Origin of the sequence: Pseudomonas sp. HLG18, from assembly GCF_051903985.1 — a bacterium.
Lineage (GTDB): Bacteria > Pseudomonadota > Gammaproteobacteria > Pseudomonadales > Pseudomonadaceae > Aquipseudomonas > Aquipseudomonas fluorescens_BT.
Map to the genome: position 1 here is coordinate 6,210,814 of NZ_CP195831.1, position 15,338 is coordinate 6,226,151.

General features: G+C 60.8%; 20 protein-coding genes. 9 read left to right on the forward strand and 11 right to left on the reverse strand.

Features of this window, described 5'->3' with window-relative positions:
* The first annotated feature begins 25 nt into the window (after nucleotides 1–25).
* Nucleotides 26–1,129 (forward strand): NADH:flavin oxidoreductase, encoded by a 1,104-nt coding sequence (locus ACSPX5_RS28380; RefSeq protein WP_323160015.1) that lies wholly within the window; start codon nucleotides 26–28, stop codon nucleotides 1,127–1,129.
* On the opposite strand, the gene ACSPX5_RS28385 is transcribed toward ACSPX5_RS28380, so the two are convergent.
* On the reverse strand, nucleotides 1,098–2,318 hold the full coding sequence (locus tag ACSPX5_RS28385) for a glycosyltransferase family 4 protein (protein WP_169428892.1): 1,221 nt from the start codon (nucleotides 2,316–2,318) through the stop codon (nucleotides 1,098–1,100). The two genes, ACSPX5_RS28380 and ACSPX5_RS28385, sit on opposite strands and share 32 nt — an antisense overlap.
* A gap of 42 nt (nucleotides 2,319–2,360) precedes the next feature.
* A complete protein-coding gene (gene cysZ / locus ACSPX5_RS28390) occupies nucleotides 2,361–3,113 on the reverse strand; it encodes a sulfate transporter CysZ (protein WP_169428893.1) in 753 nt (250 codons plus the stop codon).
* 312 nt (nucleotides 3,114–3,425) lie between these two features.
* Here cysZ and trxB point away from each other — a divergent pair, with 312 nt between their 5' ends.
* Complete coding sequence (gene trxB, locus ACSPX5_RS28395) at nucleotides 3,426–4,388, forward strand: thioredoxin-disulfide reductase (RefSeq protein ID WP_039769336.1); 963 nt, start codon at nucleotides 3,426–3,428, stop codon at nucleotides 4,386–4,388.
* A 63-nt stretch (nucleotides 4,389–4,451) separates the two neighbouring features.
* Here the strand turns inward: trxB and ACSPX5_RS28400 are convergent, their stop codons facing one another.
* The 6 genes from ACSPX5_RS28400 to ACSPX5_RS28425 all read right to left on the reverse strand — a co-directional run bounded on the left by ACSPX5_RS28400 (nucleotide 4,452) and on the right by ACSPX5_RS28425 (nucleotide 7,439).
* Nucleotides 4,452–4,790, reverse strand: a complete 339-nt coding sequence (locus ACSPX5_RS28400) for a HopJ type III effector protein (protein WP_207865254.1) — start codon at nucleotides 4,788–4,790, stop codon at nucleotides 4,452–4,454.
* Nucleotides 4,783–5,079: a DUF1244 domain-containing protein gene (locus ACSPX5_RS28405; RefSeq protein ID WP_323160014.1), complete on the reverse strand. Its 297-nt coding sequence runs from the start codon at nucleotides 5,077–5,079 to the stop codon at nucleotides 4,783–4,785. The genes ACSPX5_RS28400 and ACSPX5_RS28405 overlap by 8 nt, the downstream gene beginning before the upstream one ends.
* Before the next feature lie 68 nt (nucleotides 5,080–5,147).
* On the reverse strand, nucleotides 5,148–5,519 hold the full coding sequence (folX, locus tag ACSPX5_RS28410; RefSeq protein ID WP_007957207.1) for a dihydroneopterin triphosphate 2'-epimerase: 372 nt from the start codon (nucleotides 5,517–5,519) through the stop codon (nucleotides 5,148–5,150).
* On the reverse strand, nucleotides 5,520–6,080 hold the full coding sequence (gene folE / locus ACSPX5_RS28415) for a GTP cyclohydrolase I FolE (protein WP_207865258.1): 561 nt from the start codon (nucleotides 6,078–6,080) through the stop codon (nucleotides 5,520–5,522). It abuts the gene before it with no gap.
* A gap of 22 nt (nucleotides 6,081–6,102) precedes the next feature.
* Entirely contained in the window at nucleotides 6,103–6,813 is a 711-nt protein-coding gene (gene folM / locus ACSPX5_RS28420; RefSeq protein ID WP_439820692.1) for a dihydromonapterin reductase, read from the reverse strand.
* 56 nt (nucleotides 6,814–6,869) lie between these two features.
* A complete protein-coding gene (locus tag ACSPX5_RS28425) occupies nucleotides 6,870–7,439 on the reverse strand; it encodes an antibiotic biosynthesis monooxygenase (RefSeq protein ID WP_439820693.1) in 570 nt (189 codons plus the stop codon).
* A 213-nt stretch (nucleotides 7,440–7,652) separates the two neighbouring features.
* Between ACSPX5_RS28425 and ACSPX5_RS28430 the strand changes: the two genes are divergently transcribed.
* Nucleotides 7,653–8,612 carry a MerR family transcriptional regulator gene (locus tag ACSPX5_RS28430; protein WP_323160013.1) on the forward strand — a complete coding sequence of 320 codons (960 nt, stop codon included), beginning with the start codon at nucleotides 7,653–7,655 and terminating at the stop codon, nucleotides 8,610–8,612.
* Nucleotides 8,613–8,615: 3 nt separating this feature from the next.
* Here the strand turns inward: ACSPX5_RS28430 and ACSPX5_RS28435 are convergent, their stop codons facing one another.
* Both ACSPX5_RS28435 and ACSPX5_RS28440 read right to left on the reverse strand, forming a co-directional pair.
* Nucleotides 8,616–9,221: a hypothetical protein gene (locus ACSPX5_RS28435; RefSeq protein ID WP_207865265.1), complete on the reverse strand. Its 606-nt coding sequence runs from the start codon at nucleotides 9,219–9,221 to the stop codon at nucleotides 8,616–8,618.
* 54 nt (nucleotides 9,222–9,275) lie between these two features.
* Complete coding sequence (locus ACSPX5_RS28440) at nucleotides 9,276–9,752, reverse strand: PAS domain-containing protein (RefSeq protein WP_169428901.1); 477 nt, start codon at nucleotides 9,750–9,752, stop codon at nucleotides 9,276–9,278.
* A 153-nt stretch (nucleotides 9,753–9,905) separates the two neighbouring features.
* Here ACSPX5_RS28440 and ACSPX5_RS28445 point away from each other — a divergent pair, with 153 nt between their 5' ends.
* Complete coding sequence (locus ACSPX5_RS28445) at nucleotides 9,906–10,361, forward strand: flavodoxin (protein WP_439820694.1); 456 nt, start codon at nucleotides 9,906–9,908, stop codon at nucleotides 10,359–10,361.
* Here the strand turns inward: ACSPX5_RS28445 and ACSPX5_RS28450 are convergent.
* A complete protein-coding gene (locus ACSPX5_RS28450) occupies nucleotides 10,351–11,238 on the reverse strand; it encodes a LysR family transcriptional regulator (RefSeq protein ID WP_439820695.1) in 888 nt (295 codons plus the stop codon). The two genes, ACSPX5_RS28445 and ACSPX5_RS28450, sit on opposite strands and share 11 nt — an antisense overlap.
* A gap of 96 nt (nucleotides 11,239–11,334) precedes the next feature.
* On the opposite strand from ACSPX5_RS28450, the gene ACSPX5_RS28455 reads away from it, so the two are divergent.
* From ACSPX5_RS28455 to ACSPX5_RS28475, 5 genes are all read left to right on the forward strand, one after another.
* Nucleotides 11,335–11,721: a CidA/LrgA family protein gene (locus tag ACSPX5_RS28455; protein WP_169428904.1), complete on the forward strand. Its 387-nt coding sequence runs from the start codon at nucleotides 11,335–11,337 to the stop codon at nucleotides 11,719–11,721.
* Nucleotides 11,711–12,397 carry an LrgB family protein gene (locus ACSPX5_RS28460; RefSeq protein ID WP_207865271.1) on the forward strand — a complete coding sequence of 229 codons (687 nt, stop codon included), beginning with the start codon at nucleotides 11,711–11,713 and terminating at the stop codon, nucleotides 12,395–12,397. Before ACSPX5_RS28455 ends, ACSPX5_RS28460 begins: the two co-directional genes overlap by 11 nt.
* Nucleotides 12,398–12,528: 131 nt before the next feature.
* Entirely contained in the window at nucleotides 12,529–13,311 is a 783-nt protein-coding gene (locus ACSPX5_RS28465) for a class II aldolase/adducin family protein (RefSeq protein WP_439820696.1), read from the forward strand.
* Nucleotides 13,311–14,213: an alpha/beta fold hydrolase gene (locus ACSPX5_RS28470; protein ID WP_439820697.1), complete on the forward strand. Its 903-nt coding sequence runs from the start codon at nucleotides 13,311–13,313 to the stop codon at nucleotides 14,211–14,213. Before ACSPX5_RS28465 ends, ACSPX5_RS28470 begins: the two co-directional genes overlap by 1 nt.
* A 152-nt stretch (nucleotides 14,214–14,365) precedes the next feature.
* On the forward strand, nucleotides 14,366–15,277 hold the full coding sequence (locus ACSPX5_RS28475; RefSeq protein ID WP_169428908.1) for an SDR family oxidoreductase: 912 nt from the start codon (nucleotides 14,366–14,368) through the stop codon (nucleotides 15,275–15,277).
* Nucleotides 15,278–15,338 lie beyond the last annotated feature (61 nt).

Sequence of the window (15,338 nt, forward strand, 5' to 3'; positions counted from 1 at the left end):
CGATCAATTTTTCGTGGAGCCTCCCATGCCCGTGCAAGCCCTGTTCAAACCGTTCCAGCTTGGTGCCCTCGAACTGCCGACCCGCGTGGTCATGGCGCCGATGACCCGTTCGTTCTCTCCGGGCGGCGTACCCAATTCCAAAGTGATCGAGTACTACCGTCGTCGCGCGGCAGCGGGCGTCGGCCTGATCATCACCGAGGGCACCACCGTTGGCCATCAAGCCTCCAATGGTTACCCGAATGTGCCGCAGTTTTTCGGTGAAGCGGCACTGGCCGGCTGGAAGAAAGTCGTCGACGCGGTGCATGCCGAGGGCGGCAAGATCGTCCCGCAACTGTGGCACGTCGGCAGCGTTCGCCGCATCGGCACCGAGCCGGATGCCAGCGTGCCGGGTTATGGCCCGACCGAGAAACTCAAGGACGGTCAGGTCGTGGTGCACGGCATGACGAAGCAGGATATTCAGGACGTGATCGCAGCCTTCGCCCAGGCTGCCAAGGATGCCAAGAGCATCGGCATGGACGGCGTGGAAATCCACGGCGCCCACGGTTACCTGATCGACCAGTTCTTCTGGGAAGGCAGCAACCAGCGCACCGACGAATACGGCGGCAGCCTGGCCAACCGTTCGCGTTTTGCCATCGAGCTGATTCAGGCCGTACGCGCAGCTGTTGGCGAAGGTTTCCCGATCATCTTCCGCTTCTCCCAGTGGAAGCAGCAGGACTACACCGCACGTCTGGTGCAGACCCCGGAGGCGTTGGGCGAGTTTCTCCAGCCATTGTCCGACGCCGGTGTGGATATTTTCCACTGCTCGACGCGCCGTTTCTGGGAGCCGGAATTCGACGGTTCCGAACTGAACCTGGCCGGCTGGACCCGCAAACTGACCGGCAAACCGACCATCACCGTTGGCAGCGTCGGCCTCGATGGCGAGTTCCTGCAGTTCATGGTCAACACCGACAAGGTGGCACAACCGGCCAGTCTGGAAAAACTGCTGGAGCGTCTGAACAACGATGAGTTCGATCTGGTGGCAGTGGGGCGTGCGCTGCTGGTGGATCCGGACTGGGCGCAGAAAGTGCGCGAAGGCCGCGAGCAGGACATTCTGCCATTCAGCCGTGAGGCGTTGATGACGCTGGTTTGATCGCAGTGGGGGGCTTGTCGCGCAGGTCGCGGCAAGCTCCCTGCAGATGGTTTTCAAACTGCTCGATGATCGCCGCCCAGCCTTGGCGACTGGCATGCTGGCGGGCGTTCAACCTGACGCAACGCAAGGTTTCATCCTCTTCCAGCAGCCACTGCGCTGCATCGCAAAACGCTTCTTCATCCCCCGGCATCGCCAGCACGCCGTTGTAGCCATGGCGGATATGTTGTGCCGCCGCTGCCTGATCGTAGGCCACCACGCCAAGGCCTGACGCCAGTGCCTCCAGCACGACGTTGCCGAAGGTTTCGGTCATGCTCGGAAACAGGAACAGATCACCGGACGCATAGTGCGCCGCCAATGCTTCGCCGCGTTGCGAGCCGCAGAAAATCGCGTTGGGCAATTCCTTTTCCAGGGCTGCGCGCTGCGGTCCGTCACCGACGATGATCAGTTTCAGATTACGTTGCGGGTACGCGCCGGCGAGTTTGTCGAAGCAACGTTTGAGCAGGGCAAGATTTTTTTCGGGGGCAAGGCGTCCGACATGAATCACCGCAATGTCCTGCTCGTTCAGTCCCCATTGCTCGCGCAAGGCGTTCAGCCGTTTGGTCGGGTGAAACAACTGGCTGTCGACCCCTCGGGACAGCAGTGCCAGACGATCGAAATGCCGCCGCTCCAGCTCCAGGCGCTGGCTGACGCTCGGCACCAGGGTCAGGGCCGAACGATTGTGAAACCAGCGCAGATAGTGGGTCAGCAAACGCGTCAGCAAGCCGAGGCCGTACTGGTTGGTGTACTGCTGAAAATTGGTGTGGAAGCCGCTGACCACGGCAATACCCAGGCGGCGTGCGGCTCGCAGTGCAGACAACCCGAGGGGGCCTTCGGTGGCGATGTACAGCACATCCGGGCGTTGGCGAGTCCAGCGTCGCAGCAACTTGTGCATCGACGACTGACCCCACTGCAACCCCGGATAGCCCGGCAACGGCCAGCCCCGGCACAACAGCAGCGCATCGTCTTCACTGCGCTGCGGATCGTCACCTTGACGCGGTCGCACCAGTTCCACCCGATGCCCGCGTGCGCGCAAACCGTCGCACAAGCGGCCAAGGGTATTGGCCACCCCGTTGATTTCCGGTGGGAAGGTTTCGCTGATCAGGGTGATATGTAGAGCTGTCGTCATGGCCTCAGTGTCGGCTGAGGCCATGTCGCGCTTGTGACGTTCGGATGATGGATTTGTGACGCGGGCTCAGCGTTGCGTCACAAGATTTTCGGCCCCGCGTTCGCGCACCCAGAACAACGTCGCTCCGGCCACGGCGGCAGGCATCATCAGGATGTTGACCACCGGAATCAGCAGCGCCAGGTAGACGATCCCGCCGAAGCTCATGCTCTGCCAGCGCTTCTGGCGCAGCCAGGCGAGCATCTCATTCCAGCCCAGTTTGTGGTTGTCGGCCGGGTAGTCGATGTACTGGATCGCCATCATCCATACGCCGAACAGCAGCCACAGCGGCGCGGCGATAATGTTCACCATCGGGATGAACGACAGGATGAACAGGCCGATTGCCCGGGGCAGGAAGTAACCGAGCTTGCGCATTTCCCGGGCCAGGGTGCGCGGGATCATGGCGATCAGTTCGCCCCAGCTGAAGGCCGGGAAGTCGTCGGTGCCGCGCACCACCACTTCAACCTTTTCCGCGAGGAAGCCGTTGAACGGCGCCGCGATGACGTTGGCCAGCAGGGTGAAGGTGAAGAACACCATCAACGCCACCAGCACCACGAACAGCGGCCACAGGATGTAACTGAGAAAACTCAGCCAGTCGGGGAGCGATGGCATCAGGGAGTCGACCCACAGGCTGAACTGGTGTCCGGCGAAATAGATCAATCCGACGAACAGCACCAGGTTGATGGCCAGCGGCAGCAGCACGAACAGGCGCAGTCCCGGGCTCAAGACCAGTTTGAGGCCTTCGCGCAGGTATTGCGGGCCGGACAGAACAGGGGCGGGCATAAGGTGCTCCGAGCAAGGGAAAACGCGCCGACCTTACCGACTTTGCACAACCTGTGAAAGCGCGGCAGCGGGATCGACATTCACTGTAACAAAGACGTCCATCTCGTCAGTGTGTCGGCATAGAGACCACCTATGAGCTGGATTGTTAAACCGTATTTCCTTAATCTTGCCCCCCTCGATACGCTGCACCCAACTTTTTACAGGACTGTCGAGCTCACGCCTTCCCCAAGGTTATCCACAGTCCTTTTTTATTCTCGCCGGCAGTCCGGCGTCCGCGCCTGATGTATCGGCCGGTCAACAGGAGACAGGTTCATGTCTGAAGTCCGTCATTCGCGAGTGATCATTCTCGGTTCCGGCCCTGCCGGTTACAGCGCTGCTGTCTACGCTGCCCGTGCCAACCTCAAGCCGCTGCTGATCACTGGCATGCAGGCCGGCGGTCAACTGACCACCACCACCGAAGTCGACAACTGGCCGGGCGACGTTCACGGTCTGACCGGTCCGGTGCTGATGGAGCGCATGCGCGAGCACGCCGAGCGTTTTGAAACCGAGATCGTCTTCGATCACATCAACGCCGTGGACTTCGCTTCCAAGCCATACAGCCTGACCGGCGACAGCGGCACCTACACCTGCGACGCCCTGATCATCGCCACGGGCGCCAGCGCTCGTTACCTGGGCCTGCCGTCGGAAGAAGCGTTCATGGGCAAAGGCGTTTCCGCCTGCGCGACCTGCGACGGTTTCTTCTATCGCAACAAGCCGGTGGCCGTGGTCGGTGGCGGCAACACCGCTGTTGAAGAAGCGCTGTACCTGGCCAACATCGCCAGCAAGGTCACCCTGATCCACCGTCGCGAAACCTTCCGCGCCGAGAAGATCCTGATCGACAAGCTCAACGCCCGTGTGGCCGAAGGCAAGATCGAGCTGAAACTGAACGCGACCCTGGACGAAGTGCTGGGCGACAACATGGGCGTGACCGGTGCGCGTCTGAAGAACAACGACGGCAGCTTCGACGAAATCAAGGTCGACGGCGTGTTCATCGCCATCGGCCATACCCCGAACACCTCGCTGTTCGAAGGTCAGTTGGAGCTGAAGGACGGCTACCTCGTCGTTCAGGGCGGCCGTGAAGGCAACGCCACCGCGACCAGCGTCGAAGGCATCTTCGCTGCCGGTGACGTGGCCGACCACGTTTACCGTCAGGCCATCACCTCGGCCGGCGCCGGCTGCATGGCGGCACTGGACACCGAGCGTTACCTGGACGGTCTGCAGAACGCTTCGTTCTAAGAACGCAGGCATGAAAAAACCGGCCAATTGGCCGGTTTTTTCATGCCTGCGATTCGCTCTAAATCAGCGGCGGGTCAGCGGCTGCGCGGTGAATTTCACGCCTGCCAGACCGTGGGCGATCAAGGCGCGGATATTGCCGTGATCGCTGCCTTCAGGCGTTGCCACGACCGAGCGGTAGTGTTCGCCGAACGCCAGCAGCGCTTCCTCATCGCTCAGGCCTTCCAGCAGCGCCAGACCCAGGGTCTTGCACGAACCTTCGTTCTGCCCGGCCGCGTTTTCCACGCCACCGTTGTTGAACGCCTGAGGCTGATAGTCGTAACCGGCGGCGATGAAGGACAGGGTGTCGGCAAAAACGTGTTCGCCGCTCTTGAGGCTGGCGCGCAGGGTGTTCAGATCACTCATGGGGTTTTCCTTTGGCGAACGCCGCTTGTTGTTCGGCGCTGGCTTCTTGCTGATATTGGGCTTTCCACTCGGCGTACGGCATGCCGTAAACCACTTCGCGAGCTTCGTCGAGGCTGACCTCGATCTGGCGCTCGTCGGCGGCAGCCTTGTACCACTTGGACAGGCAGTTGCGACAGAACCCGGAAAGGTTCATCAGGTCGATGTTCTGCACGTCCTTGCGGCTGTCCAGGTGGGCGACCAGCCGGCGGAAGGCGGCGGCTTCGAGTTCGAGGCGTTGTTGCTCGGTCATGATGGGCTCTGTGCAGTCAAATCGTGGCGCGGATGATAAAAGTCTGACGCCCGGAGCGCCAGACGCACTCAGCGGCTGGCGGCGAGGGTGATCGACACCGACTCGGCAAAACGCAACGCGTGAGGCTTGTCGACCTCGACCTCGGCGTAGAGCACCGATTCATTGGCCATTACCAGATCCAGCAGCTCCTGGGTCAGGCGTTCGAGCAGCGCGAAGCGATTGCCCTCCACATGGGCGATGATCGCCTTGGTGATGGTGCGGTAGTTCAGCGCGTGGTCGATGTCGTTGTCACGCACCGCTTCCTGCGCGGCGTACAGGATGGTCAGATTGATCAGCACATCCTGCTTGTTGAGGATTTCGTCCTCGTTGATCCCGATAAAGGTGCGCAGGCGCAGATCCTTGACCCGGATGCGCGCCATTCCCGGTTGAAGTTGTGGCATTTACTTGCTCCGTCCAATCAATTGCAGGAACTCCTGGCGGGTGTTGCTCGACTCGCGGAAGGCGCCGAGCATGACCGAGGTGTTCATGGTCGAATTCTGTTTCTCGACACCGCGCATCATCATGCACATGTGCCGGGCTTCGATCACCACCGCGACACCGGCGGCGTCGGTGACTTGCTGGACCGCCTCGGCGATCTGCCGGGTGAGGTTTTCCTGGATCTGCAGGCGGCGGGCGAACATGTCCACCAGACGCGCGATCTTCGACAGTCCCAGTACCTTGCCTGTCGGAATATAAGCCACATGGGCCTTGCCGATGAAGGGCAGCAGGTGATGTTCGCACAACGAGTACAACTCGATGTCGGCGACGATGATCATCTCGTCGCTGTCGGAAGCGAACAGTGCACCATTGACGATCTCGTCGACACTTTGCCCATAGCCGTGACACAGATACTGCATAGCCTTGGCCGCGCGCGCCGGTGTGTCGAGCAAGCCTTCGCGGTCGGGATCTTCACCGAGGCCGATCAGGATCTCGCGGTAGTTTTCGGGCAGTGAACGGCTCATGGAGCATCCTCGCGGGGGCGTATTACTTGACGTGTCGCCCGCCGTTGACGGTCAGGGTGGTGCCGGTCACGTAGGGGTTGTCGAGCAGGTAGCGCAGGCTCTGATAGATCACTTCGCTGCCGGGCTCGATGCCCAGCGCGGACTTGGCCAGCGCCTTGGCGCGGTACGCTGCGTCATCATCGGGATTGAACAATAGCAGGGCCGGGGCAATGCCGTTGACCTTGATTGATGGGGCGTAGCGCGCAGCGAAGGATAGCGTGAGGCTGTCGAGCCCGGCCTTGCTGGCGCAGTAACCGATGTGTCTGCTGCTGCCCTTGCGCGTGACGTCGTCGCTGATGTGGATGATGTCGGCGGGGCTCGAACGTTGCAGCAGATTGGCGCAATGCAGATTGATCAGGTACGGCGCCAGCATGTGGATGTTGAACATGCGGGTGAAGGCTTCGGCTTCACCGTCCTCGTTTTCCGCCAGCCATTCGGAGGCGTTGTGGACGATGGCCCGCAGGCTGTCGGTGTGGGTTTTCAGTTCGGCGATAAACGCCAGGATGGAGGCTTCACTGGAAAAGTCCGCGAACAAGGCGATGGCGCCCAGATCCCTCAGCATCTTCACGCCCGGACGTTCGTTGCGGTAAGTGAAGATGACGCGGTGGCCGTTCTCCAGCAAACGCTGCGCACAATGCAGCCCGACGCGCTGGCCGGCGCCAGTGATAAGAATGGGAGCGGCGGAAGTGGTCATGAACGGCTCGCGTCGAAGTCTGAGCAAAAACTATAACAGCGACGCGAGCGATGGTTTCAGCGATTTTGCGTGGATGCCGCGCCAGGCAGTGGACGGGCCGGGGCGCTGTTGAGCCAGCCGGCCAGCAGACGCGTCGACAGCGGGATGAAGAAGTAGACCATCAGGGGTGTCAGGCACAGCGTGCTGGCGAACACGCGAGGCAGCAGGCTCATTTCACCGAGCAGCGGGCCCAGTACGAAGTTGAACAGCAGCGACACCGGGAAGAATGCCAGCCAGATTGCCACGGCCTGTTTCCAGCGCGGTGGGCGGACACCTGCTGCGCCGAACCAGCCCTCGATGCCGCTGACCCGATGTTCCTTCGGATGGGCGAACAGATCACTGCCACGGGACAGCCACGCGGTGCGCGATGCAGAATGCTCCCAGGCATGCAGAGTCTGTTCGTCGACAAAGCGGAAAATGATCTGGAATTCATTATCGCCGGGAGGCGGAGCCAGGACGCCGGAACCGAGATAGCCGGGAAAATCGGTGGCCAGTTGTTCGCCTTCGCGCAGCCAGGCGATCAGGTCCTGATAGCGGCCATCGGCGACGCGACGTGCAACCATCAGCGTGACGGGGGAAGTAGACATTGTGTATCTCCGTATTGCATTTACGTCGCTCCGGGTAGGAACTTCGCCTGACGCAGCGCCGGGGTAGAGGGCTGCGCTTTTCGACAAGCAAGGATTATTCCTGATTATCGTGACAAAACCAGAGACTTTCGTCCCATTTCGTCGGTTGAACCGGAGAGCGGCATCCGGGGTAGAATGGGATCCAACTTCGCCAGCAAGGAAGTGTCCGCCCCAATGCCTGTCATTACAGACGTTCGCCCTGCTTCGCCGTTATCTGTTGCGCTGGAGCGCGAAGAACTTTTCCCGATACGTGAAGTGGCGCGTCTGACCGGCGTCAACCCTGTCACGTTGCGCGCATGGGAACGGCGCTATGGTTTGATCCAGCCAACACGCACCGAAAGTGGGCATCGGTTGTATTCGATGACCGATATCGAGCGTGTTCGCAGCATCGTCGACTGGATTGATCGTGGTGTGGCGGTGAGCAAGGTCGGCAAGATCCTGGCCAAGACCGAACCGATGAAAGTGCTGTCCCATCTCATCCCCGATGACCTGGTACAGGCGGACTACGTTCAGTGGCAGGAGCAGGTTCGGCAGGCAATCAGCTCATTCGACGATCAGTTGCTCGACCAGGTCTACGGCCAGATTTTCTCCTCCTATGCCTTGCCCGTGGTATTTCAGGACATCCTGATGCCGCTGTGGCTGCAAATGCTTCAGCGTCAGGACGCATTCGGGCAGACCAGTGAGTGGTTGTTCTTCGATGGTTTTCTGAGAGCGAAGGTGCTGCAGCGCATCGTTGTGTTGCGCGGCTCGCAACCGCGCAAAGTGATCGTCAGCGCGCTGGCCGGTCAGTGTCGTGAGCTTGAATTGCTGGTGGCGGCGCTGTTTCTCAGCGGCAATGACGCAGGTGTTCGAGTGCTCACCACCGGCCAGCCGTTCGATGAGCTGACGCTGGTGTGCGAAAAGACCAGGCCCGAGGCGCTGGTGCTGTTTTCCAATCACGCGCCGACCGCAGAGCTGCCACGACGTCTGAATCGTCTGGCCTTGAGTCTTGATTGTCAGTTGATGCTGGCGGGCGATGCCGCCGATCTGGCGCAGGACAGCCTGGCCGGATCATCGGTGGGCTGTCTGGGCAATGAAGGATCGACCATGCGTCAGCGCATGAATCAGTTCCTCGCAGGCACGCTGGATACCTGAGACTCAGGCGTGCAGGGCAGGGTGGGTAAGACGATGCTGTTGCAGGATGAACTGGCGCAGACGTTCGGTTTCGTCGGCATCACTCTGGCTCAAATCGTAGGCGAAGAAACCGCTTTCGGTTTCCCGTTCGAAAGTGCCGCGCAGGGAAATCCGCTCATAGCCTGAAGGGCTGAACCACAGGGCAAAATGCCGGGGCGGTTTGGTCTTGTTGCGCACTTCCAGCAACACGCCTTTGTGCGAAACCTCGTGAACCCACAACATGCCCGGTTGCCCTTTGGCATTCTCCAGGGCTACCGGTTCTTCCAGGGTCAGACGCCACGGGCGCACCATCGGCCCGTCTTCATAGATGCTTGGTACGCCCAGACGCAGATGCAGCGCGTGGAATTCGTCCTCCACCAGATGCAACGGAAAAGTCATCTGCTGGTTTTCGAAACTGGCCTGGATGGTGATCTGTTCGTGGGCCGCCAGTCGCGTGAGCAGGTCACGGATCTGCGAACCACCATTGACCAACAGGCTCGACGTCGCATCCCGCACATTGAGTTGCGGGTTGTGTTGCATGGTCTGGATGAAATCCAGCTCATCCTGGGTCAGGAGGGCGTCGCGTTGCATGGCTAGCTCGAAATAAATAATTACAAAGTCATTGGTGATTGTAGTTACTGACACTTAGTTCGCAGTTTTGTTTGCGCCGTTCGTCGCTTTCAGGGCGGCAAGCTCGGCTTCGAGTGCCGTGACCTGGGCCTCCAGCTGTGCAACCCGCTGCTGCGCCTTTACCTGAACGGTGACATCCTTCTGCACGCCAACAAAGTATGTCTGTCCGTCATCAGCGTTTTTTACCGTCGACAGCGACAGTTCGTTCCAGAACGGCGTGCCGTCCTTGCGATAGTTACGGATGATTTCCCGACACGAACCGTTGCTGTGCAAAGCTTCGCGAATCAGCGACAGATTTTCCTGGTCCCGGTCTCCGGCCTGCAGAAAACGGCAATCCTGATAGAGGATTTCCTCGCTGGTGTAGCCCGTCAGGCGCTCGAAAGCCGGGTTCACGTAAATCAGGATGTTGTCTTCCTTGCCTTCTCGCTCGGCCACCACAATTCCGTCGTTCGACGCATTGATCACCATTTGCAGGAGGCTGGCATTGATCATCTTTGAATCCCGTCAAGGTTGTCGGTGTCAGGCATTCTAGAAGATCAATCGGCGCTGTCTACTGGCCATCAATGCGTATCGAGAGCCAATCGCAACATTGCAGCGGCGGCTGTTACTATCGCCGCTCTTTTTTTCAGTTTCAGGATCAGATTGATGAAAGTCGCCATCCTCTCCGGCTCGGTGTACGGCACGGCCGAAGAAGTCGCTCGCCACGCGCAAAGCCTGCTGAAAGCCGCCGGTTTTGAAACCTTCTACAACTCGCGCGCCAGCCTCGCCGATCTCCAGGCCTTTGGCCCTGACGCCTTGCTCGCCGTGACTTCGACTACGGGCATGGGCGAGTTGCCGGACAACCTGCAACCCCTGTACTCGACCCTCCGTGATCAGTTGCCCGCTGCCTGGCGTGGTCTGCCTGGCGCTGTGATCGCCTTGGGTGACGCCAGTTACGGCGACACCTTTTGCGGCGGCGGTGAGCAGATGCGTGAATTGTTCGGCGAACTGGGCGTACGGGAAGTGCAGGACATGCTGCGCATCGACGCCAGTGAAAGCGTCACTCCGGAAACCGACGCCGAGCCTTGGCTGGAACAGTTGATCGCCATCCTCAAGGGCTGATCCCACGCTCGTGCAACAGTGCGAGCCAGGCCTGAGCAGCCTTCGACAGATAGGCGCCCCGGCGCCAGATGAAGGCGATGTCCCAGCGCAGGTAGTCCGGCGCGTTCAAGGTCAGGCGCACCACGCCTGGCCGCACCAGACCGCGGGCCACCACGCGGGGCAGCAGCACTACGCCTTGCCCGGCGGCAACCAGTGCCGCGAGAAAATCCGCCTGACCGCTGCGGCCACCTTCTTTCGGAGTGAAGCCCATCTGCTGGCACGCCTGAAGCAAACGATCGTTGAGCACGAAACTGCGCTGATACAAAAGGAACGGGGTATCGGCCAGTTCCTCCAGACTGATTTCGCCTTTTGCCGCCAGCGGGTGATCCACCGGAAGCAGCGCATCCAGCGGTTCATCACAGAACGGCTGAAAGTCGAACTGCGGATCTTTCGGCAGCAGGCTGCCACCCAACTCCAGCTCCCCACTGAGCACTGCCTGTTCGATATTACGGCTGCCGCCTTCAAGCAACTGCACGCTGATATTCGGGTATCGCCGTCGGTACTCGGCGAACAGCCCGGCAAACAACGCATCGCTGCCCAGCAAGGGCAAACCCAGGCGCAACTCGCCACGCGCCAGATGGCTGAGATCGTCCAGTTCCGTGAGCAATTCATCACGCAGGCGCAGCATGCCTTCGGCCCTTTGCAGCACCACACTGCCGGCGGCGGTCAGGCGTATCTGCGAGCCCAGGCGATCGAGCAGCGGCGTGCCGAGGCTCTGTTCGAGCTGGGCGATCTGCTTGCTCACGGCGGACTGACTGATGTGCAAAGTTTTCGCGGCTTGGGTGAAACCGCCCTGATGCATGACTTCGACGAAGCTTTTGAGCTGTTTGAATTCCATGGCCTGATTCCTGATTGGAATGGCTTTGAGTCTAACAATTCGCTTCGGAGATGGTAGTCGGGTTCGTAAAATAAGCACCTGACAAGGAGCCCACCTATGAAAGCCACGACCCTCAAATATCTCTCTCGCCTGCTGGCCGAACTGGCCATGCTACTGGGGCTCTATCTGCTCGGCTGCCAGTTGGCCGCATGGCTGGCATGGCCGATCCCCGGCGGCGTGATCGGCATGGCGTTGCTGCTGTTGGCTTTTGCGTTCGGCTGGATCAAGCCGGCGGCGCTGCAAATGGGCGCAGGACTGTTGATGGCCGAGATGCTGCTGTTCTTCATTCCGGCGCTGATGAGCCTGCTGGATTACGGCGCCTTGCTGCGTGATGACGGCTGGCGGATTCTGCTGGTGATTGCGGCGAGCACGCTGATGGTGATGCTGGTGACGGCGTTCACCGTTGAACTGGCCGTGCGCCTGAGGCGGTCCCATGAAGCTTGAGCTGATGCCGATGTTCTGGCTGGCGTTCACCTTGCTGGCCTACCTGCTCAGTCGCTGGCTGTATCGCCGTACCGGGCGTTACGTGCTGTCGCCGCTGATTCTGGTCCCCGCCTTGCTGTTGGCGCTCGCAGTGCCGATGCACACGGCTTATGCCGAGTACTCCAGCAACACCCACTGGCTGATGCTGGTACTCGGCCCGGTCACCGTCGCGTTTGCAGTGCCGATCTGGCAACAGCGACGGTTGCTGGTCCGGCACTGGTCGGCGTTGCTGCTGGGCATGCTGGCCGGCAGTGCTGCATCGATTGCCACCTCGTTCGGTCTGGCCAGAGCTTTGGCGCTGGACAGCTCGGTGACGCTGTCGCTGGTGCCGCGCTCGATCACCACGCCGTTTGCCATGCCGCTGGCGCAGGACCTGGGTGGCGTGCCCGAGCTGACAGCGGTGTTCGTGATGGTCACCGGGGTGTTCGGCGCGATGCTGGGCGGGGTGCTGCTCAAATGGCTGCCGCTGCGCAGCGCCCTGGCACGTGGCGCGTTGTTTGGTGTCGGCGCCCATGGCGCGGGCGTCAGTCGCGCCCATGAAGTGGGTGGCGAAGAAGGCTCGGTTGCAGGGCTGGTCATGGTGCTCACCGGACTGCTCAATCTGTTCGCCGCCCCATTGTTGGCGTCGTTGCTTTGACATGGATCCAAGCGGTTTGCGCCGCTGACTCGCACAGTCATCAAGCTGGCTGCCAATGCAACTACGCGAAACCCCGGGGCTGACTAGACTGCTGACACCTGCCGAAAAAAACAAAAACAGAGGTGCATACAGTGAGCGTAGCCCCCGTCTCTTCTTCCTTGAGTGTCAAAGACCAGGTCAGTGCCGCGGAGTGGCAGACCCGGGTCGATCTGGCCGCCTGCTATCGACTGGTCGCCCTGCATGGCTGGGACGATCTGATCTTCACCCACATTTCGGCCAAGGTGCCCGGCACCGAAGATTTCCTGATCAACCCGTTCGGCCTGATGTTCCATGAGATCACTGCCTCGAGCCTGGTGAAGGTCGACCAGGCCGGCAACAAACTCATGGACAGCCCTTACGAAATCAATCCCGCCGGCTACACCATCCACAGCGCCGTGCACGAAGTGCGGCACGACGTAGCCTGCGTGCTGCACACCCACACCGCCTCCGGTGTTGCGGTGTCGGCGCAGAAGCAGGGCGTGTTGCCGATCAGTCAGCAATCGTTGTTCGTGCTCTCGAGCCTGGCCTTTCATGCGTATGAAGGTGTGGCCCTGAATCATGAAGAGAAAGCGCGGTTGCAGGCCGATCTTGGTGACTGCAATTTTCTGATGTTGCACAACCACGGTCTGTTGACCTGTGGCGGCACCATCGCCGACACGTTCCTGATGATGTTCACCTTTCAGCGCGCCTGCGACATCCAGGTCATGGCGCAGACCGGCGGTGCCGAACTGATCGCCATCGAACCGCAGATACTGGCAGGCGCCAAGGCGATGATCGCCGGCGTCACCAAAAGTGCTCAAGGCATGGGTGGCGCGCTGGCCTGGCCGGCGCTGCTGCGCAAACTCGATAAACAAGACCCGGGGTATAGACTCTAATGCCTCTCGCCGAAATCCCTCTGAGTGTCTGGCGCAAACGCGGCCAGACGTTTGTCTTCCATGGTCAGCCGATCCGCTACTGGACGGCCGGGCAGGGCGAACCGCTGCTGCTGATCCATGGCTTTCCGACGGCCAGTTGGGACTGGCATTACCTGTGGCAGCCGCTGGCCCAGCGCTTTCGGGTAATCGCCTGCGACATGCTCGGCTTCGGCGACTCGGCCAAACCGCTGAACCACACCTACAGCCTGCTGGAGCAGGCCGATCTGCAACAGGCCTTGCTGGCGCATCTGCAGGTCGAACAACCGGTGCACATTCTGGCCCACGATTACGGCGACAGCGTTGCCCAGGAGCTGCTGGCCCGGCATTACGAAGAGAAGATCGAAGTCGCCAGTTGCGTGTTCCTCAATGGCGGGCTGTTCCCGGAAACCCATCGGCCACTGCTGGCGCAAAAACTGTTGCTCAGCCCGTTGGGCTGGATGATCGGCCGCGCGTTTACCCGCGATGCGCTGGTGAAAAGCTTCCGGCAGATCTTCGGTCTGGACACCCGGCCCAGTGAAAGTGAAATGGATGATTTCTGGAGCCTGATCGAGTGCAACCGCGGGCCGCGAATCATGCACAAGCTGATCACCTACATTCCCGAACGCAGGGTGCAGCGTGATCGTTGGGTCGCGGCGATGCAGCGCGGCGAGGTGCCGTTGCGGGTGATCGATGGCGAGGTCGATCCGATCTCCGGCGCGCACATGGTCGAGCGTTATTGCGAGTTGATACCCGACGCGGACACCGTGCTGTTGCCCGGCATCGGTCATTACCCGCAAAGTGAAGCGCCGGTGCAGGTGCTCAAGCACTACCTCGAATTTCGCGATCATTTCGTGTTGCCGCCGCGCAAGGTGGCGTGCTCTTGAGTGAGTGCCGCAGGCGCCTGGCGCCTCGGCACGTTTTCATCATCCCCCAGCCTTATCGCGCACCATTCAGCCCCAGCCGTGTTCGTTGTGACCGAGCGCGTCGTGCCTGACACTCGGGGACACTGTCCCTCAGGCCTGCTGGAGTTGCCCCGATGAATGAGTCTGTGCGTTTCGAAGATAAAGTCGTGATCGTCACCGGAGCCGGTGGTGGCCTGGGGCGCGCTCATGCCTTGCTGTTCGCCAAGCAGGGCGCCAGGGTGCTGGTCAACGACCTTGGCGGCTCGACCCAGGGCGAAGGCGCCAACGCTTCGGCCGCCGACCGGGTGGTGGCGGAAATTCGCGAGGCCGGCGGCATTGCCGAAGCCAACCATGATTCGGTGACTGACGGTGACAAACTGGTGCAGAACGCTCTCGATGTGTTCGGCCGCGTCGATGTGGTGGTCAACAACGCCGGGATCCTGCGCGACAAGACCTTCCACAAAATGGAGGACGCCGACTGGGATCTGGTCTATCGCGTCCACGTCGAAGGCGCCTACAAGGTGACGCGCGCCGCATGGCCGCACCTGCGTGAGCAAAACTACGGGCGAGTGATCTTCACCGCATCGACCTCGGGCATCTACGGTAACTTCGGCCAGTCCAACTACGGCATGGCCAAACTCGGTCTTTACGGCCTGACCCGCACCCTGGCCATCGAAGGTCGCAAGAACAACATCCTGGTCAACGCCATCGCTCCCACCGGCGGCACGCGCATGACCGAAGGCCTGATCCCGCCGCAAGTGTTCGAGCAACTCAAACCGGAACTGGTCAGCCCGCTGGTGGTGTATCTGGCCAGCGAGCAATGCCAGGAAACCTCGGGCCTGTTCGAAGTCGGTGGCGGCTGGATGGGCAAGGTGCGCTGGGAGCGCAGTCTGGGCGCCGGGTTCGATCCGCGCGTGGGGTTTTCACCGGAAGATGTCGCGGCGCACTGGCAGCAGATTTGTGATTTCGAAGGGGCGGCGCATCCGAAGGACAATATCGAAGCGCTGAAAGAAATGATGGCGAATCTGCAGAAGCATTCGCTCTGACGCCTTTGTGTCATCTGGCAGGACTCGTCCGAGTCCTGCCGCTCCTGCCGAATATCCCCGC